Below are 23835 nucleotides of genomic sequence, written 5' to 3'. Positions count from 1 at the left end.
CCGGATATGCCTGTGAAGCTACCCTAAAAGCGCGCCGTTTGCATGTAACCGATTGCAACCATGGGTAAAATTATTGGAGCGTCGCGCCAGGCTTTCACCTCCAAAGACGTAAGGCGAGCAGTCGAGGCTACAAAAACTTGTGCATCACGTAGGTATCGACCGGCCCAAGCGTTGGGTGGCGAAAGGCACCCGGCACCGTCCCCACAATCGCAAAGCCGAGCCGCTGCCACAGCGCCACCGCTATTTCGTTACTGGCCACCACGGCGTTGAACTGCATGGCACTGAACCCAAGCTCCTTACCCAGCGCTTGCGAGTGCTCGCACAGCGTGCGGGCAACGCCTTGGCCGCGAGCGGCGGGGGCGACCATGTAGCCGCAGTTACACACATGGTTGCCCGGCCCCGCCGCATTGGCCTTCAGGTAGTAGGCGCCCAGCAGCGTGCCTTCAGCGTCCATGATCACCCGGCTGGCCAGCGGCGCTTCACACCAGAGCGCATAGGCCGCCTCGAAGTCAATCGCCGGGTCGATGGCGTAGGTTTGCTCCGCCCTGACGATGTCGTGGAAAACCGGCCAGAAAGCGGTGAAGTCCTCCCGGGTCATGGGCGTGATGGTGTGATCAGACATGGCGCTATCCGCTGACGTTAAAATATTCAGGCAGCGATGCCTGGCACCGCTGCCGCTAAAGGAAAGATGAGGCTAGCGCGCGACCTCCATGACGATTTCGTAGCTTCTTAGCCGGTCCTGCTGGTCGAAGAAGTCGCTGTTGATCATCAGTTCATCGGCGCCAGTGCGCGCCTGAAACGCTTCGAGTTCCGTCTTGACGGTATCCGGGCCGCCGATGATGGCTGCGCCCAAAAACTGGCTGACCTGGGCCTGCTCCATCGGCGTCCAATCGAGCTGCTCGACCGGCGGCTGTGAGGTGGTAGGCCGTCCGCGAATCAGGTTAAGAAACTTCTGCTGGGCGGTGGTAGCCAGATAGTGCGCCATCTGGTCGGTGTCGGCGGCGATCACCGGCATGCCGACCATGGCGTGGGGTTTGTCGAGCACGTTAGAAGGGCGGAAGTTGTCCCGATAAAGGCGCAGCGCCTCGAACAGGTAGCCCGGCGCGAACTGGGCGGCAAAGGCGAACGGCAGCCCCAAACGCGCGGCGAGCTGGGCGCTGTAGCCGCTCGAGCCCAGCAGCCAGATGGGCACATGGGTACTTTGGCCGGGCACCGCTTTGACCTGCTGATGCGGGGCGGCGTCGCCCAGGTAGCGCGTCAGTTCGTCGAGCTGGGCGGGGAAGTCGTCCACACCGGCCTGGGCGCTTCGGCGCATGGCGCGCATGGTGGCACCGTCCGAGCCCGGCGCCCGGCCAAGGCCCAGGTCAATGCGCCCGGGGTAGAGCGTTTCCAGCGTGCCGAACTGCTCGGCGATGACCAGCGGCGCGTGATTGGGCAGCATGATACCGCCGCTTCCGACGCGAATCGTCGAGGTCTGGCCCGCGACGTGGCCGATCAGTACCGAGGTGGCGGCGCTGGCGATGCCGGCGATGTTATGATGCTCCGCCAGCCAGTAGCGCGTGTAGCCCAGTCCCTCGGCGCGCTTTGCAAGCTCGACGCTGTTGGCAAAGGTCTCGGCGGCGCTACCGCCTTCGCGAATGGGTGCCAGATCCAGTACCGATAGGGCGGTCTCGGCGAGTTGGCTCATGATTCACCTGCACGTTGAGTGAAAAGCGGCTGACGATGGTCGTTTTCATGAAATTCATGTTTTCAGAAAACTCATTAGCCCGCTTGTTAATACCCTGTTATGCGGGCGAGCCAAGCCTAAAACAAGGGAGCGGTATCGACAGCGCGCTGTTGACGCTGTCGATACCGCCGAACGCAAAGGCGGGGGATGACTATTCGCGCAGCGGCGTGGGGCGGATGAGAATTTCGTTGACGTCCACGTGGGCCGGCTGGTTCAGCGCGTAGATGACGGCGTTGGCGATATCCTTGTCCTCGAGTGCCTGCTCCGGGGGCTCGTCGAAAAACGGGGTATCGACCATGCCGGGTTCGATCAGCGTGACGCGAATGCCGGTGCCGCGAAGCTCTTCGCGAAGATTATAGCCAATGCCCGTGACCGCCCACTTGGTGGCGCTGTACATCGAGCCGGGAATGGTGGTGCGCCCGGCGGCGGAGCCGGTGAGCAGTACGTGGCCCGCGGAGCGCTTGAGCGCCGGCAGGCAGGCCTGAAGCGTTAATCCCACGCCGTAGACATTGGTGAGAATCATCTCCTTCCACTGCGCGTGGTCGGCTTCGCTGAAGCCGCCGGTCGAGCCGCCTTGTCCGGCGTTGGCGAACACCGCGTCAATGCGCCCAAAGGTTTCCAGCGCTAGTTCGACCATGGCGCGCTGCTGCTCCATATCGGTAACGTCGAGCTCGACGGTCAATAGATTTTCCCGTCCCAGTTCCTGAGCAAGGGCTTCGAGCTTGTCCGTCGAGCGCGCGGCGAGTATCAGCTTGTAGCCTTCACGCGCGGCCGCGCGCGCCGTCGCGGCGCCGATACCGCTCGAGGCGCCGGTGATGAGAATGACACGATCCTGCATGGGTAGCGCTCCTTGCCAATGTTTCAACGGGGCCTTTTAGCATGGTCAATGGGCCTGGATGTTGCAAACCCGCCGCGCCCGGTCAAGGCCCGCCGTCAAGGCGTTGGGCGCGATAGCATGCTCGAAAGATCCAGAATCGACTGTGCCATGCTCGCCATGCTTTTGCTCTGATCCATCGAGGTCTTGCGTAAAAAGCGGTACGCCTGCTCTTCGCTCATCGATTGGTGCGCCATGATCAACCCCTTGGCCCGCTCGATCAGCTTGCGCTCGCGAAGCGCCTTACGGGTGTTTTCCAGCTCGTCGCTAAGCCCTTGAAGGCGGCTGGACTGGGCGTGGGTGAGCTCGATCAGCGAGCGGCTAAGCGGCGAGGCGAGCGCGCTGATCGTGAGATCACCGAGCGCGCTCGCCTCGCCCAGCGCCAGAAGCTGCTCGCACGGCGCAGGCTGTGCCCGCACGCGGGGCGTGTGCGCCTCATCAAAAGCCCGCTGCGCCGCTTCGATTTTTACGTGGCATAGCGCGGCCAGTTCAAGAATCGCGGTGTCCTCCACTTGCTTCAGGCCATCGATGCGCTGCGTGGCGAGCGCGTACCAGGTTTCGCTCATGCGCGCGTCGCTATCAGAGCGGGCACGTTCGCCGCGGTGGGCGCTTGCGCGCAGCGTCTCGATGTAAGTAAGCGTTTGCTTACAAAGCGACTGGTGCCAGCTCTCTCGGGCGTTGGCGCCAGCGAATTCCAGAAAGGTGTCGAAGCAGCGGTTTTGATCCTGGGTCAGCCGTTCGAACAGCGTCCGGTGCGGCTCGTCAAAGCGCCCGTAGGTAAAGCCGAAGGCGCCGCAGGCGCGCTCCTGGCCGGCAAGCTCCTTACCCTGCATCAGATGAAAGATGGCGACCAGCGCTCGGGTGATGTCCGGGTCGGCGGCGGTGTCCGCGGCTTCGAACACGATCGCCAAAAGCCCGCCGATCACGTCGTTGAAGGCCCGGGTGGCGCCGTCCGGCGTTAGCTCGCGCGCGTCGATCGCCTCGCGCAGCCGGGGCAGGTCGTCGAGCGCCATCCAGACGGTGGCGATGCGGCGCAAAAGCCGTGCCCCGGCCTCGGGGCGCGGCTTTTCGCAAAGCGCTTCCAACCGCGTGCGCATCAGCGCTTCGGCCTGCTGGCTGCATGCCATGAACTCGGTGCGCCGGGTCGCGAACTGCTTGCCCTTCGAGGCAAGATAAATGGTAGAAGCACCGCGCTCACGCTGAAGCACGTGAATGAAACGACTGATATCGCCCACCATGTCGCACGCGGTTGCCAGGTGGCGCAGGTTGTCGATATCAAAGCGCAGTGCCGTAAGTAGCAGTGTGCGACCAGAAGCCATGAAGCGCTCCTTGTGTGCCCGGCCCTTTGATGTCGCAAGGCCGGGAGTGAGTGTCTAGCGCAGCGACAGCGCCCCTGCGCCGGTTTGCTCGCCGAGCGCGTCCTGATAGGCGCTGGCCTCCTCGGCTTCCGTGGCATCGCTAAAGCGCACCACCAGCACGCTACCCGCCAGCATCAGCACGCACAGGCCCAGATAGAAAAGCCCCTGCTGATAGGTCAGGCTTTCGCTTCGAAACAGAAACGCCGCCAGTACCGCGCCGACGTTGCCGCCGGCGCCGACGATACCCGCCACCGCGCCCAGCGCCTTTTTATTGATGAACGGCACCACGCCGAACGTGGCGCCTTCGGCCATCTGCACGAACAGGCTAAAGACCAGCATGATGCCGATCGCCAGACTCAATACGTGCATCTGGGAGAAGGCGATCAGCGCGATGCCCTCGCACACCAGCGCAATAAACAGCCAGCGCACCCGGCCTTTCAGCCCGCCGTGTTTGGCGAACAGATCCGAAAACACCCCACCTAGGGTGCGCGCGAAAATGTTCATCAGGCCAAACAGCCCCGCGATCAGGCCCGCAGTGGCCAGCGTCAGCTCGAAGTGGTCGAAAAAGTAGATCGCAGCGATGTTGTTGATGGTGAGCTCGACCCCAAAGCAGAGCCCGTACACCACGAACAGCGCCCACACGCGGATATCCTTCGCCGCGGACAAAAAGCTGCTCATTGCGCCGTACTCGCCGGAGGCTTCTGGTAGTTCGCCCCGGGCTCTCAGCTCGGCGAAGCTGCCGTTCGGCGCATCCTGAGTGAAGAACCAGTAGCCGATACCGGTAAAGAAGAGCACCACGCCGGGTACCACCATGGCCAGGCGCCAGCCGAGCGTCTCGCTGACACCCAGCATCAAAAGCCCCGAGAAGATCAGCGGCATCAGAATCTGCGTCGTGCCGCCGCCCAGGTTACCCCAGCCAGCGCTGGTGGCGTTGGCCGTGCCGACCACGTTGGGGGCGAACATCATGGTGGTGTGGTACTGGGTAATGACGAACGAGGCACCGATCGCGCCGATCGCCAGCCGGGCCAGCAAAAAGGTTTCGAAACTGTCGGCCAGGCCAATACCCATGACCGGAAGCGAGCCCACCAGCAGCAGCCCGGTGTAGGTCTTGCGCGGCCCCAGCCGGTCGCACAGCACACCGATCAAGAGCCGTACGATAACGGTGATCGCCACCGAGGCGATGATGGTGTTGCCGATTTGGGTTTGCGTGAGCGACAGATCGTCGCGCACCACCGCCATGAGCGGGGCGATGCCGAACCAGCCAAAAAAACAGATGTGAAAGGCAAACCAGGAGAAGTGAAAAGCGCGCATCTGCGGCGTCGAAAAGCTGAACAGGCGAATCCGATTAGCCTTGTTGCGAATATCCATGGGAACCTCACCAAGCGCGAACGAGTTTTGAGACCGCCGCGCTTTCGCGCCGGCGGCGTACGAGAAGACGCCTTCGCCCTTGAAGGCCTACTCGACGCACTCGTACCCGTTGGGCCTGGTCCACGCCTGTCGTTATCGATAAATACAAAGCAATTATGTCGCCAGACGGCGATTTTTATCGAAATGACAGCGTATTAGCGTTTGTGAGGGGAGAGCGGGCGCGCCGTGATGCGGGGTCGCTGCATCAAAATGGGGCGCCCGGGGCGGCTATTCGTTCATGTAGACGGTATCGATATCGAGCGTGGAGCGCTCGCCGAGGGCGTCGAAGTTCTCATCGAGCCAGCGGTCGGCGGCGGCGCGGCCCAGCTCGAACAGGTGGCACAAGAATGGCCACTCGGCGTTCATCTTGCTCGACACGGACAGGTCCTCGAGCGCCTGCTCGCCGCTGATGCGGTGAAACAGCGCCTGCTGGTAGCAGTTTTCGATGCCTTGCTCGTCGAGAGCGTGCTTGAGCAGGGCGATCATGCGTATCTCCTTGATCAGCGCGGCATTGAAGGTGATCTCGTTCAGGCGGTTCATGATCGCCGAGGCGGTGGTCGGCAGAGTGTCACGGCTGATCGGGTTGATCTGCACCAGCATGATGTCGCGAGCGCCGCACTCTTCCATCAGCGGAAACAGCGCGGGGTTTCCCATGTAGCCGCCGTCCCAGTAAGCCTCGCCGTCGATTTCCACGGCCTGGAACACAAAGGGCAAACAGGCCGAGGCCATGACCGCGTCCAGCGTCATCTCCTCGCGGCGAAAGACGCGCTGCTTGCCGGTACGCACGTTGGTAGCGGCCACAAACAGCTTGAGCTGGTCGCAGCGTCGCACCCGATCGAAATCGATATGCTCGTCGACGATGGTGCGCAGCGGATTGAGGTTTAGCGGATTGAGCTGGTAGGGCGAGACGAGCCGGCTCATCAAATCCATGGCGACATAGCCTGGCGACTGATCGAGACTCCAGTTGCCGGTGAGGATATCCAGCGGCGAGCGGCGGATTGGGCTTGCCATGCCGGCGCGGCTGACCGCCTGCCAAAAATCGCGCAGCGCCTGGCGGGCGGTCTCCTTGTTGCCTCTCGTCAGCGCATCGGCCATGACCACACCGTTCATGGCGCCGGCGCTGGTACCGCTAATGCCTTCGATCTCGATGCGGTCGTCTTCCAGCAGGCGGTCGATCACCCCCCAGGTGTAGCCGCCGTGAGCACCGCCGCCCTGTAGCGCCAGATCCAGCGTTTTCGCGTTCGCCATGCCGCCTCCTCGCCTGGTTGCTTCGAAAGTCTAAGCCTGGCAGAAAAAAACCATCGCGAAAGCGGGCGCTTCAACGGCGCCGCGCGGCGGCGGTCTTGATTGGCCAGGCTAGTGCGTCGAGGCGGCGAGCTGGTAAATGCCGGCCCCGCCGTTGGGGCAGCGCAGAAACGCGGAATTCTCTATCCACTGCGCGTCCGGGTAGTAGGCGAAGACGTACTGGTTCTCCTTCAGGCTATCGATCAGCGGGTAGGTGACCTCTTCGCGCACCGCGGGGCAGCCGTGACTTCGGCCCAGCCGCCCGGTCTGGGTGATGAAGTCGTCGCTGACATAGCTTGCACCGTGAATGACGATGGCGCGATCGAAGGCCTGGTCGTTGACGTCGGCCTCGAGCCCGTCCAGGCGCAGCGAGTAGCCGTTGCGCCCGTAGTAGCTGTTCATGGTGCGAAAGAGCCCGATGCTGGACTGGTGGCTCTCCGGGACGTTGGAGAACACCTCGGCATTAGCGTCACCCGAGCCGCGCCCGTGGGAAACCAGCTCCTTGAACAGCAGCCGATTGTGCGCCAGATCGAAAACCCACAGGCGTTTTTCGGTCGAGGGCAGCGAATAGTCGATGACGGCCAGGCGCTCGGCGCCGGGGTCGGCACAGGAGAGCGCCTGGGCGGCGAGCTCGAGCGCTCTGGGGGTGGCCTCCGGGGCGAGCAGCTGAAGCTGATGGTTGAGCGAAGAGACGCCGGCGGGTTTTACCGCGTCCATTTGAGCGTAGAAAGGGGAGGAGTCCGCGTGAGCCGCGGTGCTTGCAAGCGGAATGGAAAGAATGAGTAAACGTGAAAAAATGCCTAATCCGAGCCGCATAGTGTCAGACCTACTATCATTAGGGGTACGCCGAGCGATAAAGCCATTGTTGGTCGCGCCAGTGCCCGTCCAGCCCGTTTGCAAAAGGCTTTTTTCACTAGCCTGCGTTTACAGGCCCATGGCAGGGCAATAGCGCCGGGTTCGAGGGTGAAACCGGTGTTGGCAAAACCAAACGTCAGTTGCGCATGTTGTATCTTTATTGGGTTGGCATGCGACGCTGCATAGTAACCCATGGAGGGGTTATGAACGAGAATGCATCGATCCACCACTGGGCGATGCGCGCCGTCATGGTCGCCGCGCTGTTGCCGCTGCCGCACGCCATCCATCATGCCTACGCCGACACATCGGCTCAACCGGCGCTTGCCCAGCAGTTAAACGCTTACGCCAACGATCAGCCGCTCCAGCAGTTCTATCAGGGCCGGGAGAATCAGCGGGTGTGGCAGGATGCCGCGCGGGTGGAGTCTCTCGCGGCGGCGATAGCACGACTCGACGAAGACGGCCTGACCCCCAGCGACTACCGCGGTGCGGAGCTCGTCGACGATTTCAAGCTGAGCCAGCAAATGGGGGCCGCCGCTCAGGCGCGCTTCGATATCAAGGCCACACAAGCGTTGCTGCTGGCGCTCGATCATCTTTCGCGCGGGAAGGTGGACCCGCAGACGCTGGGATCGCAGTGGAGCGGCGAGCGTCCGGCGCGTACTTACAGCATGAGCCAGGTGCGCATGGCGCTGGCCCAGGGCGATGTGGAGGCGGCGTTCGAAGCGGCGCGACCGCAGTCGAGTGCCTACCGTAAGCTTCGCCAGACCCTGAGTAAGTATCGCGCGCTCGAGCGCCGCGGCGAGGCGAGCGCGCCTTATCTAGGCGGCCGCGAAGCCGCGCTCAGACTTGGCGACACCGACGATGACGTGGTGACGCTGCGCGAGCGGCTCGCCCTCTGGGGTGAAAATGGTCTGGTCACCGCCGATGACGACGCCTACCCGATGATCGATGCCCGAGTGCGCGACGACAACCAGCGCCGTTTCGACGCCACGGTGGAAAGCGCGGTCAAGCGCTTTCAGCGCCGGCACCTGCTCGAGGCGGACGGGGTGGTCGGCGAGCGCACGCGACACGCGCTCAATACGCCGCTGTCGGCGCGTATCGATCAGCTGCGCATCAATCTCGAGCGGGCGCGCTGGCTGGCGCATTTCGATGGCGACGCACGCGTATGGGTCGATGTGGCCGGTTACCAGCTCCACTATCAGCGGCCCAACGGCCAGCAGTGGAATGCTCGAGTCGTGGTGGGCTCGCCCCAGCGCGCGACTCCCATGATCCACTCCTCGATCAGTCACCTCACCATCAATCCGACCTGGACGATTCCGCCGACCATCATGCGCGAGGACGTGCTGCCACGAGTCCGTAGCAATACGGACTATCTTTCTGCGCGTAACATTCAGGTGTTGAGCCCCGACGGTGAGCGCCTAAACCCGTCATCGGTCAACTGGCAAAGCCCGGGCGGGGTCATGCTTCGCCAGGTGGCGGGCAGCAGCAATCCGCTGGGGCGCCTGGTCGTGCGCTTTCCCAACGACGACATGATCTATCTGCACGATACGCCTTCGAAAGCGGCGTTTGGGCGCGCCGACCGTGCGCTGAGCTCCGGCTGCATTCGGGTCGAGGGCATCAGTGAGCTGGCGCAGCTGCTGCTTCGCGACAGCGGCAGTCAGCATCAGGTCAATTCACTGATCCAGCGTGGGCGCAGCGATCAGAATGTGAGTCTGCCCCAGCGCATTCCGGTACAGCTTCACTACCTGACGGCCTGGCCCAACGCCGAAGGGGAGATCGAGTTTCGCGACGACATCTACCGCCACGACGATGCGCTTCTCGCGGCGCTCAGCCGCCCGGTGTGACCGCGCCGCAAACGTCGAAGCGAAGCCCGCGTAGAACGTAAATTGACGTGGAACCTGACCCCCGCGTGAAACGAAAAAAGCCGCCTCGACAGGCGGCTTTTTCGTGCGCGGTGAGTGAGTTATTCGCCGCGCTGGTAGTTGGCGACGCTAACGGTGCCGGTTTCGCCGCTTTCAAGCGCGGCCAGCATGGGCTCGGCCTGATTCTGGAAAGCGATCAGCGTATCGCCGGACAGGCCTGACGATTCCGGCAGGTCCACGTTCATGGCGTTGACCGGCGAGTTGTTCACGATGACTTCGTAATGAAGGTGCGGACCGGTACTGCGGCCGGTGTTGCCGGAAAGCGCGATGCGCTCGCCCATGGTGACGCGCTCGCCGACGCTGACCAGGGGCTTGGAGAGGTGCAGGTAGCGCGTGCGGTAGCCGTTGTCGTGGCGAATGACCACGTAGCGGCCCGCGGCGGCATGGTTGGCGACCCGCTCGACGCGACCGTCCGCCGGCGCGACGACCGACGTGCCGATGGGCATGGCGAAGTCGGTTCCGTTGTGGGGGCTGATTCGACCGGTCACCGGGTGACGACGCTGCGGGTTGAAGTTGGAGGAGAGCCGGTAGCTGCCTTCGAAGGGGTAGCGCGCGAAGCCCGGCTCCAATCCGCTCCCGTCCGGCGTGTAGAACTTGTCGTCGCCGGCGTTGCGAACCATGGTCAGATCCATGCGCTCGCCGTCGTACTGAACCGCCAGCACGCGTGAGTCCAGCGTTTCGCCGTCGATCATGTCGGACTCGACCAACACGCTGAAGCGGTCGCCCCGGCGGCTGTCGCGACGAAAATCGAGCTTCTGCTCGAGCAGGTGAGTCAGTTCGGTCACCGAGCCGCTCGAAAGGCCGGTCGCCTGAGCGGAGCGCGCGAAGCTACCGCTGACGCTGCCGGCGAACAGGCGCTGTACCGGCTCGCCCTGGCGTTCGATCACGGTCGAAGCGAAGGCGTTGTCGTCACGCTCGAGCAGCACGCCATCGCGGATATCCTTCATCATGCGAAGCGAGAGTAGGCGGCCATCTTCGTCGACCTTGTAGTCGAAACTGTTACCCGCACGCCAGTTGGTCAAAATCCGCGGGTCCGGCATGTCGTCCAGTAGCGCGGCGACTTCGCTGTAGCCCAACCCCAGCTCGTTTTGCGCCACCAGTGCGAAGGTTTCCCCGGACTCGACGATGTGGGTTTGCCACTCGGGAACGTAAGGCTCTTCGGCGGCGAGTTCGAGATCGAGAAACGAGATGTCGTCGAACAGCTCGATGCCGTAGTCCTCGTAAGAGGTAGCATCATCGACGATGTCGGCAGAAGAGGCATCGGCAATCTCGACCGGGCCGTAGCCGCTCGGGTCGTCGATATTGAGCATGCCACTGGTCAGCGTGCCGAACACGACCGCCATGTGAATGGCGCCATCGTCAAGCTTGGGCCGGGCGTCGATTTCGCTGGCCATGGAGGCTTCCGCGGTCGCAATGACGTCGAGATCCACGATTTCGCGGGGCGCGAGGTCCTTGAGCGGAATTTGTTCGCGAGTGGCGTCGATGGCGCGAGAGGCGCGGTCGATCGCTTCGGCAACCGGGCGCCGCTCCTGGTGAAGGGAGGGGACCGTTGCAACGGCGTCGCTTGAAAGCGGAACCAGCACGCTTTCAAGCGACGTACGGGGGGAATTCAGGTCTTGATACGTTGTTAGCAGCTTCTGTGTGCCCAGCACTGTGACCATCGTGGCCACGGGTAAAAGTAATAACTTATGCGTGCGAGGCAGCGAATGGAGGATTCGCAACATGGGTAAATTGACCGCCGAGTTCGAAGTTAAAATGAACGTAAAAATGAACAAGCTCGGGAACAATACCCCATGGGGTAGGGGGTGAATAGACTGTATTTGCATACAGAAAGCGAACTTTCGCGTTACCGCAAAAGCCCGTGAGACGAGGCTTGCAAAGGAAACAGTGTTTGCTAATTCTGCTTCACTATATTGCCCGTTGCCGGTACCCCTGAAAACAGCTTGTACAGGGATGACGACTTGTATCGTTTCTCGTTTAAAATATAGACAAGAGTGGCGGGGTGTAAAGCGCAATGTACAAGATTCGTTCAGCAAACGCTGACGGGCTGCCCCTTTGGCTCGGGTGAAGACAAAGAATCATCACGCATTTGGCCTGCAGGGAGTACGAGTTGTGTCGCGCTTTTTTGTACAAGAGTGCCCGCGGGATGTTCGCTATTGAACACCGTCAATTGGCGGTACGGTTTGCTTGTTAGGCCGCTAATTAAATGCGCGCTAAAGATTAAGTGCGTGACTCCCGGTATTTTGTTTTTTTTTGTAACGTTCAAGCCATATTGATCGAGAAACGGCCGAGCCTGCGATATCGGGCGATGTTATACATGTTTTAAGAAAAGTTCCCTTGTTTTTTTGATTTTTTAACCCGTAAAGGAAGGGTACCGTGTCTATTCGCCGTCACTACCATTCTGGTATGGTTTTTTCGAAGACCAAGCGCACAAATACGCTTAAAGCGTCGAGGAAATCGAAATGTCTCGGGTAACCCTTGCACAGTGGCACATGCTCGCTGCGGTTGTGGATCATGGCGGTTTTGCACGCGCCGCTGAAGCCATACATAAAAGTCCTTCCACGCTCAATCACGCGGTGCATAAACTTGAAGAGCAGCTGGGCGTACAGGTGCTGGAACCGGTCGGGCGGCAGGTGCGGCTGACCGAGGCCGGCGAGCTTCTGCTGCGCCGGGCGCGCCAGCTGATCGAAAGCGCCGCCTCCATCGAGGACATAGCCCTGCGCCTGGCTGAAGGGCTCGAGACCGAAGTGGCCGTCGCCATCGATCAGGTATTTCCGGCAGACGCCCAGGCCAAGGCGCTGGAGCGCTTTTCCGAAGCTTATCCGCAGGTGCGGGTTCAGCTTTTTGAGAGCGTGCTCAATGGCGGTGTCGAGATGCTGTTCGACGGCAGTGCCGATTTAGTGATTTCCGGGATGGAGGTGCCAGGCTTTCTGGGCGAGCCGCTGGTCAACGTGCGCTTTATCGCAGTGGCGCACCCGTCGCACCCGCTTCACGGATTGGAGCGCTCGCTCGACCTGCGTGATTTGGCACAGTACCGCCAGCTGGTGGTGCGCGACTCGGCGACACGAGAGTCCGTCGATGCCGGCTGGCTCAAGGCCGAGCAGCGCTGGACAGTGAGCCATCTCAATACGTCGCTCGACATGATCAAGCGTGGGCTCGGTTTCGCGTGGATGCCGATCACCCGCATCGCCGCCGAGCTCGAGCGCGGCGAGCTCAAGGCCTTGCCGCTTTCCGCCGGCGGCACGCGTGAAGCCCCGTTTCAGCTGATCTTCAAGGATCGGGACCGGGCGGGCCCTGCAACTCACGCCATGGCGCAGGTGCTGAAAGAGGCGGTCGGCGAGCGTTGCCCGCGAGATTCTATTTTCTCGAACGGTAAAGGGTAAAACATCCGCTTGAGCCGTTTTGATGGCCCGCTATGCTCTAGAGCATCAACGCAATGCAGCAAGGAGCCGCGCAATGGGACTATTGGTGGAAGGTGAGTGGGTCGACCAGTGGTACGACACTAAAAAACACGGCGGCGAGTTCGTCCGGGAATCGGCCAAGCTGCGCGATTGGGTTGGCAAAACCGACGACGCGGATCGCGCGAGCTTACCCGCTGAGCAGGATCGTTACCACCTGTATGTATCGCTGGCCTGCCCCTGGGCGCATCGCGCACTGATCATGCGTAAGCTCAAGGGCCTGGAGGGGCTGGTTGGCGTCTCCTGTACGAGCCCCTTGATGCTCGATCACGGCTGGACCTACAACGAGGCCGAAGGCTCGAGCGGCGATCGAGTCAACGGCGTAGCCTATCATCATGAGCTCTACACCATGACCGAGGCCGACTACACCGGGCGCGTGACGGTGCCGGTGCTGTGGGACAAAAAGCGCAGCGCCATCATCAATAACGAGTCGGCAGAGCTTGTACGCATGTTCAATGGTGCCTTCGATACGTTGACCGGCAATGATCTGGATTTCTATCCGAGCGATCTGCGTGACGTCATCGACGAGGTCAACGAGGACGTCTACGACAACGTCAACAACGGCGTCTACAAGGCCGGGTTCGCGACCGAGCAGTCGGTGTACGAAAAGCACGTCAAGGCGCTGTTCGATTCGCTCGACCGACACGAGGCACGCCTTGAGCGTCAGCGTTACCTGGCCGGGGAGTGGCTGACGGAAGCGGATATTCGCCTTTTTACGACGCTGATACGCTTTGATGCGGTTTACCACGGCCACTTCAAGTGCAACGTTCGACGCATCGAGGATTACCCGAACCTCTCGAACTACCTGCGCGAGTTGTACCAGTGGCCGGGCGTGGCTGAAACGGTCGATCTGGATCATATCAAGCGCCACTACTACTACAGCCACGAATCGATCAATCCCACGCGTATCGTACCCGTGGGGCCCGCGCTCGATCTTGAGCGCGCCCACGACCGCGAGCGCCTGAGCGGACAGGGCATTCGTCGCCGCTGATGGTCTTGTTCCCCCGCCACAACTGTTCCCGTACTAAAAAGGCCGCCCAGAAGGGCGGCCTTTGAGTGAGATGTCTTGAAAGGACATCGTCAATGGTTTACTGCTGGGGTTGCGGCTCGTCATCGTTGTCGAACGCTTCACGCGTGGACTGCCACGCGCTTTGGGCGCCGTCGCGAGTGGTCTGCCACGCATCGCGCGCGTTGGCCTGGGTTTGTTCCCACCAGTCGCGGTCATACGCCGGGAATTCTTCGACTTCTTCCGGCGTCGCATTCAGCATGATGCGATGCTCGGTTTCACCATCGCCTTCGGTGCTGGTTTCGAGCGTGAAATAGTCGGTGTCGACCACGATTTCACGACCGCCAAGGCCGAGTACCGCGCCGCTCTCTATTACCAATGCAGTGATGCGCATATCATCGTCGAACAGAATGTCGTCAACATCACCAATCTCTTCACCGGAACCGTTAGCGAAGTAGACGTCGGCATCCAGAATGTCGTCTGCGGAGTAAACGCCCTGAGGCTCTTGAGACGCCTGAACGCTCAGCGTGGTGCCAGCCAGTAAAGCTGCACTCATGGCAGTCAATAGCAGTGATTTCTTCATCGCGTTACTCCTTTAACCCGAGGGGGTTTAACTCATTTAACCCGAAGGGGTTTAACTCAAACTGGCTTTTCGTTGACCGAGCCCGCCCGAATAAAGTGACGGAGGCGGGTACTGAAAAGCGGGTGTTGCTCGTTACTGCGACTGATTGACGAACGTTCGATAGGGGGCGCTTAAAGCGAATCGGCCCAATCGTCGGCACGTCTTTCGGCCTCTTCACGCTCCAGGCCGTACTTTTGTTGCAGTTTACCTACCAGCTGATCCTTCTTGCCGGCGACCTGATCCAGCTCATCATCAGTGAGTTCGCCCCAGCTGGAGCGCGCCTTACCTTTGACTTCGGTCCATTTACCTTCGATCTGATCCCAGTTCATGGTCTCTCTCCTTGATCATATAACGCGGTATTGCCACTAAAACTCTAGACCATATGTCGACAAGCGCAAGCGCGCCTGTCCAGGTTGGGTAAAGTAAAAAGACTGGTCAGAGGCATTCATGGGTGTTAGTATTCGCGCTCCTCGCATGTGTTGACCCCTCCATCATGACGCTAAGCGTTTGACTGCCACGACGCAGTGCGCTTGCAGGAACATCCCGACGCGATGTTCGATGCTGTGAAGATGGCGCGTTTTCAGTATTTCACCAACCGGGTGAAATCGACGCAGAAGGTCGCCACAGCGGTTGGCGCGTTTCATTGTTTTGCCAACCGAATGCCAGGTGCGACCGGCGTCTTTGACTCCTTTAGCCATTCAGCCGCCCGGCGGCGTTTGCCTACAGCGCGACTGCGCTTTTCAACGTGTCGAAGACGCTTTAGATGTTTTTTGCCGGCCATGCCGGCCTACCAAGGTGTGATTAATGACCTCGACTTCTGTCGCCTCGCCGAGCTTCGGCGATCTGGCCTTGTTGCCTGCCGTTCTCTCTGCTGTTGAAGCACAGGGTTACCAAACCCCCTCGCCGATCCAGGCGCAAACCATTCCTGCGTTGCTGGAAGGCCGTGACATGTTGGGCCAGGCCCAAACCGGTACCGGTAAAACCGCGGCGTTTGCACTACCGCTTTTGTCACGTATCGATCTTGACCGCCGCGCGCCTCAGGTGCTGGTCATGGCGCCGACCCGCGAGCTCGCTCAGCAGGTCGCGGTCTCGTTCACCAAGTATGGTCAAAACCTCAAGGGCCTGGAAGTCGCCACGCTGTGCGGTGGTCAGGAGTACCGCGAGCAGCTGGGCGCGCTCAAGCGCGGCGCTCAGGTCGTGGTCGGCACACCGGGTCGTATCATCGACCACCTGGACCGTGCCAGCCTGAAGCTTGACGGCCTGTCGGCACTGGTGCTCGACGAAGCTGACGAAATGCTGCGCATGGGCTTTATCGACGACGTCAAACGCGTGGTCGCCGATACCCCGCAAAACGCGCAGCGCGTGTTCTTCTCCGCGACCCTGCCGACAGAAATCGAGCGCATCGTTAACCGCTACCTGGTCGATCCGGTCAAGGTCGCCATCGAGTCCAGGACCACCACCGGCGAAAACATCGAGCAGCGCATCGTGCGCGTCGATGGCGGCGCCAAGCTCGAGGCGCTGTCGCGTATTCTCGAGGTTGAGCCCGTCGATGCGGCGATCGTGTTCGTACGTACCCGGGCGGCGTGTACCACGCTGGTCGAGCAGCTCACCGCGCGCGGCATCAACGCCGCTGGCCTCTCCGGTGATCTGGACCAGAGCCTGCGCGAGCGTACCATCACACGCTTGAAGCGTGGCAAGGTCGACGTGCTGATCGCCACCGACGTGGCGGCGCGCGGCCTCGACGTTCCGCGCATCACCCACGTGGTCAACTACGATCTGCCCCAGGACGCGGAAGCCTACACTCACCGTATCGGTCGTACCGGCCGTGCCGGTCGTAGCGGTATCGCGATCACGTTCGCCGGTTTCCGCGAAGGCCGTAAGGTCGGCTGGATGGAGCAGGCCACCGGTCAGAAAATGACCGAGATGCCGCTGCCCGACGAAAGCGCCATTCGCGCGCACCGCGACGAAGTGTTCCATCAGCGCGTCGTCGCTGCCCTGACCGCCGGCGCCGAAGAGCAGCGCACGCTGGTCGAGCGTCTGGTCAGCGAAGGTCACGACCCGATCGAGCTTGCCTGCGCCTTTGCCGCCATGGCCCGCGCCGACGAAGCGCCGATCGGTCGCCTGCAGGCACCGCGCAAGGAGCGCGAGCGTCCGGCTCGTGAAGGCGGCCGTGACGGTGCCAAGCCGCGCCGCGAGCGCTCCAGCACGCCGAGTGAAGGCATGACCCGCTACCGTGTCTCCGTCGGCCACAAGGACGGTGTCAAGCCGGGTCAACTGGTCGGTGCGTTGGCGAACGAAGGCGGTATCGAAGGTGCGCGTATCGGTCGTATCGATATTCGCAACGCCTTCTCGGTGGTCGAGCTTCCGAGCAACCTGCCCTCCACGATTCTGGCCAAGATGGCCCGCGCTCGCGTCGCCGGTCGTCCGCTGGAAATCAGCGAAGACAGCGCGCCGGAACGCGCACCGCGCCGTCGTCGTGACGAAGGCGGCGATGCGCCGGTTCGTCGCCGCGAACGCGCCTGATCAAATAGCGCTTTTTCGCACGATCCAAAACCCCGCTTTCGAGCGGGGTTTTTTATTGCCCGCTAGACTGCTTGATCAACATCGTTACAGGAGTAAAGAGCCATGCAGGCACGGCTACACGACTGGAATCTCGAGCCCCGGGCCGCCGTCGCGCTGCAAGGCGAGCTTGCCAAACGGCTGGAATCAAGGGATCGGGTCGACGATGTCGACCTCATCGCTGGCGTCGATATCGGCTTCGAGGACCAGGGCGCTACCACCCGTGCCGCGGTGGTGCTGCTGAAGTGGGAAGCCGAAAAGGCGCCGGCGCTGGAGGTGGTCGAGCAGGTCGTTCATCGCGAGCCGACCCGCATGCCCTACGTGCCCGGGCTTTTGTCGTTTCGTGAAATTCCCGCCGCCCTGGGTGCCTTTGCCAGGCTTTCGCAATCCCCGCAGCTGGTCATGGTCGACGGGCAGGGCATCGCCCATCCCAGAAGGCTGGGTGTGGCCGCCCACCTAGGGCTCTGGCTCGACCTGCCCACCATCGGCGTCGCCAAGTCGCGCCTTTACGGGCGCTTTGAAGAGGTGGGCAGCGAGCGCGGCGACTACAGCCCGCTGACGGCCAAAGGCGAAACTCTGGGGGTCGTGCTTCGCTCGCGACAAAACGTCAAGCCGATTTTCGTATCCCCTGGCCACCGCGTGTCGGTCGACACCGCCCTTGGCTGGGTACTGCGCTGTTTGGGTCGCACCAAGCTGCCTGAGCCTACCCGGCTTGCTGACCGGCTCGCTTCCAGACGCGACGAGAAGCGCCGCGCGCGCTGAGTGTTCTGGTGCGGCTACAGCAGCCGGCTGAAGCGTTCGAGCAGGCTGGACGCCTCGGGCGTTTCGCGGATGCGGTTGATTAGCTCGCTGACGTCGTCGCCCTGGTCGATCAGCGCGTCTTTCACGCGCTCGAGGTAGGCGCGCAGGATGTCGGCGTTGAATTCCGGATGAAACTGAACGCTCCACTGGCGGGTACCATAGCGAATCGCCTGGTGATGGTCGTGGTCGTTATAGGCCAGCACGACGCCGTCTTCCGGTGCTTTAAGCACCGTTTGGCCATGGGTCAGGTGCGCCATGAAGCGGGTAGGGAGCTGACTAAAGAGCGGATCGGCGTTGGAGGCCTCGTTACGCTCGATGTCGAAGGTGCCCGCTTCGCGACCATTCGGATGATCGCCGCCCTCGCCGCCGAACGCCTCGGCCATGAGCTGGTGGCCATAGCAGACGCCGAGCATGGCGATATCGCGCGCTCGCGCCGCTCGCAGCCAGGGTTTGAGCGCTTCGCTCCAGGGCTCGGCGTCACTGATCATGCTGTTGGAGCCGGTAATCACGATGGCGTCGAGGCCGTCGAGTTCCGGCGCGTCGGGCTCGGCGCGTGGGTCCCACACCTTGACGGTGAGGGCGGGGTTGCCGCGCGTGAGCGGCCGCTCAAAGAGCGCACCGAAATCACCGTGCTGTTCGACGACTTCGGGAAAAGCGTCGCCGGTTTTTACGATCAATACTAAGGGCATGGCATACTCGCGGTGCGCGGTCGAATGGCAAGAGAGGGCGGACCATACTGGCCGTGATGTTTTGCACGACCTTCATCAATGAACACCTATAACACGGGACGACTCAACCATGCAGCAAATCACACGAGGCGGCGCGCCGATGGACGTGGCCGGCGAACTCCCCCCAACCGGCGCCAAAGCGCCCTCAATGACGTTGACCAACCGCGATCTCGAGGACGTGACGCTTGAAAGCTTCGCTGGCAAACGCAAGGTGCTCAACATCATACCGAGCATCGACACGCCCACCTGTGCGACCTCGACGCGCCACTTCAACGAGCTGGCCTCGAGCCTGCCGGACACGGTCGTGCTGGTGGTCTCCGCCGACCTGCCCTTTGCCGCGGTGCGCTTTTGCGGGGCCGAGGGGCTCGACAACGTCGAGACGCTGTCGACCTTTCGTCATCCGGCGTTTCTCGAGCGCTGGGGCGTGGCGCTGACCAACAGCCCGATGCAGGGGCTCTGCGCCCGGGCCGTCGTGGTACTCGACCAGCACGATACCGTACTGCACAGCGAGCTGGTCAGCGAACTCAAGCATGAGCCGGACTACGACGCTGCCATTGCCGCGCTCAAGGCTTAAGGCTCAGGAATTACTATTCAAGACCTGGCGGCGCTTTTTCGCCGCCTTCACCAGCGCGCTGATCAGCCGCTGCTGAGGGCGGTTGAAAATCAACCACTCCGGGTGCCACTGTACGCCGATCAAAAAGTCGTGGTTGTCGGATTCGATGCCCTGCACCAGCCCGTCGCGGTCGCGGGCAACGATGTTGATGCCGCGCCCAGCCGCGTTCACCGCTTGGTGGTGAAGGCTATTGACCCGGCACCAGCTCACGTTCAAAAGCCCGTGTAGTTTGCTGCCGGTGACGATATCCACCGTTTTTCTGGGCAGTACCGTGCGCCGTCGCTTGAGTCCCTCGTGAGTGGTGTAGATGTCCGGGTCCAGAGTGCCGCCCTGGTGGACGTTGATCAGCTGCGCGCCACGACAGATGCCCAGCACCGGGGTGTGGCTTGGAATGAAGCGCGCCAGCAGCGCAAGCTCGAGCTCGTCGCGGGCCGGGTCCAGGCGGACGTTGAGCTGCACTTCGCCGCCGTAGAGGTGCGCCTGGATATCGTCGCCGCCGCCAATGATCAGGCCATCCAGCGCCTCGGGCCGTGGGCGCGATGGTGAAAGCCGTACAGGCTTTCCGCCATGGCGCCAAACGGCGAACCAGTCGAACCACCAGGCCAAGTGGCTTTTTTGATCGGAAGTCGTGATGCCAATGAGCGGGCGCGTCATAAAAACCGTATCTCGTCTACTGATGTCCGCGGCGCTTGAACAAGCGCCGCAGAGTGTTTTTCAGGCGCGTGGTCAAGGACTGAGCATTGCGCGCGATATACTCGTCGCAGCGGGCGTCGAGCGCTTGCCGGTCGGCGGCGAGCTTTTCGACCTCGGCCCACCGGTTCCACTCCACTGCCGAGCCCCAGCCAGGCTTTGAAAGCTCGGCGTTGGGCAGCCGGTAGTGAAAGGTCGGGCGCGGTTTGGTCAGTTGATTGTGTAACAGCGCGTGAGAATGCTCCGGGCGCAGGTGGGCAAACAGCGGCAAAAGATCCAGCTCGCGATTACGTGTCGGATTGAAGCGCAGGTAGTCATCGATGAAGCCGTCAAGGTCTGGCGCGTAGTTGCGATCGAGTACCTTGAGCGCATACTCCTTCGGGAACGGGTTGGCGTGGGGCAGCACTTCACGGGTGATGTCCACCTTTATCTCGTCGCGCAGCCACTGTGCCAGCAGCAGATAGGCGCGCAGCATCGAGAGCAGGTAGTCGACATCGAGCGCGGCGGCTTCCGGGTTCAAATGCAGGCCGAAGCCGTAAAGCAGGCTGGCGTCGGTCCCCTTGGCGCCTTTTTCGCGCAGCGCCTTGAACAGCGTATCGAGCGCTTCGAGCTCGTCCCAGGGCACCGGCGGGCAGACGATTTCGGTGGGCACGAGCCCCGTGACCATATCGCCAATCAGCTCGCGGGTTTTGCGATGAAACTCGACGCGTCTAAGATGTTGTTGGCGCGCCCATTCGCTATCGTCGGCGTGCGCGTCCTCGACCAGCGCCTGGTCGGGATGGGCGTACTGGGTATCGAGTTCGATGCCGAAGGTACCCCAACGCGTGTCGCGCACCAGTAGCCTGTGCGGGCTGACCACGTTAAGCTCGCCCCCGAACAGCGTCTGGACGAGCTGAGCGGTCTCTTGCGGAGGCAGCCCCGCAAATTCGATTTCCACGCCGACCTGGCGCGTTTGGCCGCGGCGGGTCGAGCGGTGGGGGGGCGCCTGGAGCGTCATCTCTATATCCTTGAGGTGAACGTTTGTTCCGTCAGCCTATCATAGTCAGGCGACAGACTAAGCGGTATTCGTCCTGGCCGGTGAATACAGCGCGCCCCAACGCCGACTACCCATACCGGCTCGCAGCCATTACGCCCGGAGGAGCATGTGCGAAAGCCCTGGTTGATCACGTTCGTTTTAGGTATCGCGCTGTGGGCGCTTTTGGGGTTGGGCTCGGCCCAGGCGCAAGGCGTGAGCCTGCCCGGCCTTACCGGCAGCGAAAGCAGCAGCGAAGAGCCGGCCTCGGTCAGCAGCGACGAGTTTCAGGACTCGCTGTCCGATGTCATCAGGCTCTTGGAGAACGAGGACCAGCGCCAGGCGCTTTTGCAATCACTTCGCGAGCTGCAAACCACCTCCGAGGCCACCGAGCAGCAGAGCTCCGACCGCCAGGGCCTTTTGGGGGCGCTGGCGGACACGCTGAGCGATATCGGTGACCAGGCGCAGTCTGGCCACTCCCCGGTAGACGAGTGGTCGCGCCAGCTTTTGCAGGGCGCGCAGGATTTGCGCGCTCTCAACGACGGTACCAACCAGGGTGAGGCGATTCGTGAGATCGTCGACGCGGCCATTCTGGCCGCCATCTGGGTATCGCTTTTGGTCGCCATGATCGCCTTTGGGCGGCTGATTGCGACCCGCCGCGACTGGCCGCTGGATCTGCCGCGCGATCCGAAGGCGCGGCTGTTGGTCGCGCACTTTTTCCGCCGCATGCTGCCCTGGGCGCTCTCCTTTGCGATCGTGCTCGGCATTGGCCAGCTACTATCCGCGAGCTCCGGGCGTACGCTGGTGCTGGTCGTGGCCTATATATGCCTGTGCGGGCGGGCGCTGTCGGTGGTGTTCGAAACGGTGATCGCGTTTTTCAGTCGTGGCCACCGCTTTACCGCGGTACAGCAGCTGCAAAACCAGGCGCTTCGCGGGCTCTTTTTGATCGGCGCGTTGATTGCGCTGGGTGACGCGGTCAACTCGGTTCGCCTGGTCGACCTGCTTGGCGTCGAGCTCGCAGGCCTGGTGTCCGTGCTCACCAACATGCTGGCGGCGCTTTTAGCGGCTCGCTTCATCATCAAGTTCAAGCGCCCGATTCGCCACCTGATCTGCAACCGCCCCTACAAGCAGCGCCGCGACGCCAGCGCCGCGGTTGAAATGGTCCGCACCCTGGGCGGGCTTTGGCACATTCCGGCGCTTTTGATGGTAGGCGGCTCGCTGTTGGCGATCTTCATCACCGTAGGCGACGTGGCCACGGCCCTGGCCCGCTCGATCGTCTCGGCGAGCCTTCTGGTCGTCACGCTGGTCGTGACCGGGCTTTTACGCCGCCAGGCCGAGCGGCTGACCAAGCGCCGCCATCGCCGCCGCCATAGCCAGTACCGCAAGCGCCTGGAGCGCTTTGGTTTCGTGCTGGCGCACCTGTGCGCGTGGATGGTGTTCGCCGAGCTCTCGATGCAAGTGTGGGGCGGCTCGCTGTTCGGCCTCGGTCAGCAGGCGGTGGCCAGCGCTCGCATTGGCCAGGCACTGGTGAGTCTGGGCGCGACCGTGTTGATCGCCTGGCTTGTCTGGATTTTCGCCGATACCGCCATTTCGCGGGCGCTGACCTCGTCGGCGCGCTCGCGGGGGCGGCGGGTCAATCAGGCCCGCGCCCAGACGATCACGCCGATGATTCGCAACGTCATCTTCGTCACCATTTTGATCATTGCGGTGATCGTGGGGCTGGCCAATATCGGCGTCAACGTCACGCCGCTACTCGCCGGTGCCGGTGTCATCGGTCTGGCGATCGGTTTTGGCGCTCAGACCCTGGTGCAGGATTTGATCACCGGCATCTTCATTTTGATCGAGGATTCGCTGGCGGTGGATGACTTCGTCCAGATCAACAGCCACATGGGCACCGTCGAAGGCCTGACGTTAAGAACCGTGAAGCTGCGCGATCTCGACGGCGTGGTGCATATCATCACGTTCAGCCGGATCGAGTCGATCCACAACATGTCGCGCCAGTTCGGTATCGCCCTGATGCGCATTCGTATCCCGTATGACATGCGCATCGACGACGCCATCACGCTGATGCAGGAGACCGCCCAGGAGCTTCGAAAGGACCCGATGATGCGCCATTACATCTGGTCGCCGCTGGAGATGCAGGGCGTGCAGGGCTTCGAGGATGGCTGCCCGATTCTGCGCATGCGCTTTCGCACCGCCCCGGAGATGCAGTGGGACGTATCCCGGGCGTTCAACCTGATGCTCAAGCAGCGGATGGAAGCGCAGAACATCGATCTTGGCGTGCCGCGGCTCAGTCTCAGCATGGAGCCTCGCTCGCAGGAAGAGATCGAGGAGAGTGCCGGCACCGATTTCTTCATGGATGCCAGCGGGGAAGAGCCGCAAGGCCCGCGCCAGCGCCCCGCGCCGCCCAAGCCAGCCCCGCGCCCCACCCAAGCGGAAAAGCGCAAGGATGAGCGCACAGCACAGCAGACTACATCGCAGCAGACCAAGTCACAAAAAACCAAGCCACGCGAGCAGGGGCAGCCCCAAAGCGAGGCCTACGCCAGCCCCCATGGCGAACACGGTGACGAGTAGCCAAACCCCTTGAGCGCTGCACCAGCGATCGAAAAACGACACCGCGGCGGCGACGCGACGATCCAGCGTCTCGACGCGCGGCGGGGCGGTGTCCGCCGGCATCGAGAAGTCGTTGGCCGCCTCAATTTGCCAGTGCGGGGCGTGGGTGAGCCCGAGCCCGGCGCGTAGCCGGCCAATGTCGCCAAGCGTGCGGTGCACCTCGTCGTAGCGCGCGCGGTGGCTGGCAATGCCCAACGCCGCTTCGGCGTCGCGGCGAAGGGCGCTGTTGGGACAGCGGCTCAGTGCCGAATCGAGCGTAGGCTGGTCGGCCACCGGCGAAACGGCGAGGCGTTGATAAAGGTCGCGCATG

General features: G+C 62.2%; 21 protein-coding genes. 7 read left to right on the top strand and 14 right to left on the bottom strand.

Going from position 1 to position 23835, the window contains the following annotated elements:
* Positions 1-127: 127 nt before the first annotated feature.
* The 7 genes from RN347_RS12665 to RN347_RS12635 all read right to left on the bottom strand — a co-directional run bounded on the left by RN347_RS12665 (position 128) and on the right by RN347_RS12635 (position 7465).
* A complete protein-coding gene (locus tag RN347_RS12665) occupies positions 128-622 on the bottom strand; it encodes a GNAT family N-acetyltransferase (RefSeq protein ID WP_311958451.1) in 495 nt (164 codons plus the stop codon).
* Between the two features lie 72 nt (positions 623-694).
* Positions 695-1687 carry an LLM class flavin-dependent oxidoreductase gene (locus tag RN347_RS12660; protein ID WP_311958450.1) on the bottom strand — a complete coding sequence of 331 codons (993 nt, stop codon included), beginning with the start codon at positions 1685-1687 and terminating at the stop codon, positions 695-697.
* Between the two features lie 190 nt (positions 1688-1877).
* On the bottom strand, positions 1878-2564 hold the full coding sequence (locus RN347_RS12655; RefSeq protein ID WP_263586468.1) for an SDR family oxidoreductase: 687 nt from the start codon (positions 2562-2564) through the stop codon (positions 1878-1880).
* Between the two features lie 95 nt (positions 2565-2659).
* Positions 2660-3919, bottom strand: a complete 1260-nt coding sequence (locus tag RN347_RS12650; protein WP_311958449.1) for a nitrate- and nitrite sensing domain-containing protein — start codon at positions 3917-3919, stop codon at positions 2660-2662.
* Positions 3920-3973: 54 nt separating this feature from the next.
* A complete protein-coding gene (locus tag RN347_RS12645; protein ID WP_311958448.1) occupies positions 3974-5326 on the bottom strand; it encodes an MFS transporter in 1353 nt (450 codons plus the stop codon).
* Between the two features lie 267 nt (positions 5327-5593).
* On the bottom strand, positions 5594-6613 hold the full coding sequence (locus RN347_RS12640; protein ID WP_263586471.1) for a patatin-like phospholipase family protein: 1020 nt from the start codon (positions 6611-6613) through the stop codon (positions 5594-5596).
* Positions 6614-6721: 108 nt separating this feature from the next.
* On the bottom strand, positions 6722-7465 hold the full coding sequence (locus tag RN347_RS12635; protein WP_311958447.1) for a murein L,D-transpeptidase catalytic domain family protein: 744 nt from the start codon (positions 7463-7465) through the stop codon (positions 6722-6724).
* 242 nt (positions 7466-7707) lie between these two features.
* Between RN347_RS12635 and RN347_RS12630 the strand changes: the two genes are divergently transcribed.
* Positions 7708-9345, top strand: a complete 1638-nt coding sequence (locus RN347_RS12630) for a L,D-transpeptidase family protein (protein ID WP_311958446.1) — start codon at positions 7708-7710, stop codon at positions 9343-9345.
* Between the two features lie 119 nt (positions 9346-9464).
* Here the strand turns inward: RN347_RS12630 and RN347_RS12625 are convergent, their stop codons facing one another.
* Positions 9465-11147, bottom strand: a complete 1683-nt coding sequence (locus RN347_RS12625; protein WP_311958445.1) for a peptidoglycan DD-metalloendopeptidase family protein — start codon at positions 11145-11147, stop codon at positions 9465-9467.
* Positions 11148-11885: 738 nt separating this feature from the next.
* Here RN347_RS12625 and RN347_RS12620 point away from each other — a divergent pair.
* Both RN347_RS12620 and RN347_RS12615 read left to right on the top strand, forming a co-directional pair.
* Positions 11886-12806: a LysR family transcriptional regulator gene (locus tag RN347_RS12620; protein ID WP_263586475.1), complete on the top strand. Its 921-nt coding sequence runs from the start codon at positions 11886-11888 to the stop codon at positions 12804-12806.
* Between the two features lie 73 nt (positions 12807-12879).
* Complete coding sequence (locus RN347_RS12615) at positions 12880-13872, top strand: glutathione S-transferase family protein (protein ID WP_311958444.1); 993 nt, start codon at positions 12880-12882, stop codon at positions 13870-13872.
* Positions 13873-13969: 97 nt separating this feature from the next.
* Here the strand turns inward: RN347_RS12615 and RN347_RS12610 are convergent, their stop codons facing one another.
* Both RN347_RS12610 and RN347_RS12605 read right to left on the bottom strand, forming a co-directional pair.
* Positions 13970-14470, bottom strand: coding sequence for a PRC-barrel domain-containing protein (locus RN347_RS12610; RefSeq protein WP_311958443.1), 501 nt, complete (start codon positions 14468-14470; stop codon positions 13970-13972).
* Positions 14471-14640: 170 nt separating this feature from the next.
* Positions 14641-14838, bottom strand: a complete 198-nt coding sequence (locus RN347_RS12605) for a CsbD family protein (protein WP_252106537.1) — start codon at positions 14836-14838, stop codon at positions 14641-14643.
* A 475-nt stretch (positions 14839-15313) separates the two neighbouring features.
* On the opposite strand from RN347_RS12605, the gene RN347_RS12600 reads away from it, so the two are divergent.
* Entirely contained in the window at positions 15314-17032 is a 1719-nt protein-coding gene (locus RN347_RS12600) for a DEAD/DEAH box helicase (protein WP_263586478.1), read from the top strand.
* A 102-nt stretch (positions 17033-17134) separates the two neighbouring features.
* Complete coding sequence (gene nfi / locus RN347_RS12595) at positions 17135-17830, top strand: deoxyribonuclease V (protein ID WP_311958442.1); 696 nt, start codon at positions 17135-17137, stop codon at positions 17828-17830.
* Between the two features lie 14 nt (positions 17831-17844).
* On the opposite strand, the gene RN347_RS12590 is transcribed toward nfi, so the two are convergent.
* The gene (locus RN347_RS12590) at positions 17845-18558 is read right to left on the bottom strand and encodes a glutamine amidotransferase (protein ID WP_311958441.1); all 714 of its coding nucleotides are present in this window, start codon (positions 18556-18558) and stop codon (positions 17845-17847) included.
* A 109-nt stretch (positions 18559-18667) separates the two neighbouring features.
* Here RN347_RS12590 and tpx point away from each other — a divergent pair, with 109 nt between their 5' ends.
* Positions 18668-19171 carry a thiol peroxidase gene (gene tpx, locus RN347_RS12585; protein ID WP_311958440.1) on the top strand — a complete coding sequence of 168 codons (504 nt, stop codon included), beginning with the start codon at positions 18668-18670 and terminating at the stop codon, positions 19169-19171.
* A gap of 3 nt (positions 19172-19174) precedes the next feature.
* Here the strand turns inward: tpx and RN347_RS12580 are convergent, their stop codons facing one another.
* The gene (locus tag RN347_RS12580) at positions 19175-19864 is read right to left on the bottom strand and encodes a gamma-glutamyl-gamma-aminobutyrate hydrolase family protein (RefSeq protein ID WP_263586482.1); all 690 of its coding nucleotides are present in this window, start codon (positions 19862-19864) and stop codon (positions 19175-19177) included.
* 16 nt (positions 19865-19880) lie between these two features.
* Positions 19881-20897, bottom strand: a complete 1017-nt coding sequence (locus tag RN347_RS12575) for an amidoligase family protein (protein WP_311958439.1) — start codon at positions 20895-20897, stop codon at positions 19881-19883.
* Between the two features lie 147 nt (positions 20898-21044).
* Here RN347_RS12575 and RN347_RS12570 point away from each other — a divergent pair, with 147 nt between their 5' ends.
* The gene (locus RN347_RS12570) at positions 21045-23486 is read left to right on the top strand and encodes a mechanosensitive ion channel family protein (RefSeq protein WP_311958438.1); all 2442 of its coding nucleotides are present in this window, start codon (positions 21045-21047) and stop codon (positions 23484-23486) included.
* Here RN347_RS12570 and RN347_RS12565 read toward each other — a convergent pair.
* Positions 23403-23834, bottom strand: coding sequence for a hypothetical protein (locus RN347_RS12565; RefSeq protein WP_263586485.1), 432 nt, complete (start codon positions 23832-23834; stop codon positions 23403-23405). The genes RN347_RS12570 and RN347_RS12565 overlap by 84 nt on opposite strands.
* Position 23835 lies beyond the last annotated feature (1 nt).

The sequence above is a fragment of the Halomonas sp. PAMB 3264 genome (assembly GCF_031954245.1).
Classification (GTDB): Bacteria; Pseudomonadota; Gammaproteobacteria; order Pseudomonadales; family Halomonadaceae; genus Vreelandella.
Note: the sequence above shows the minus strand (reverse complement) of the source record. Positions and strands in the feature narration are given on the sequence as shown.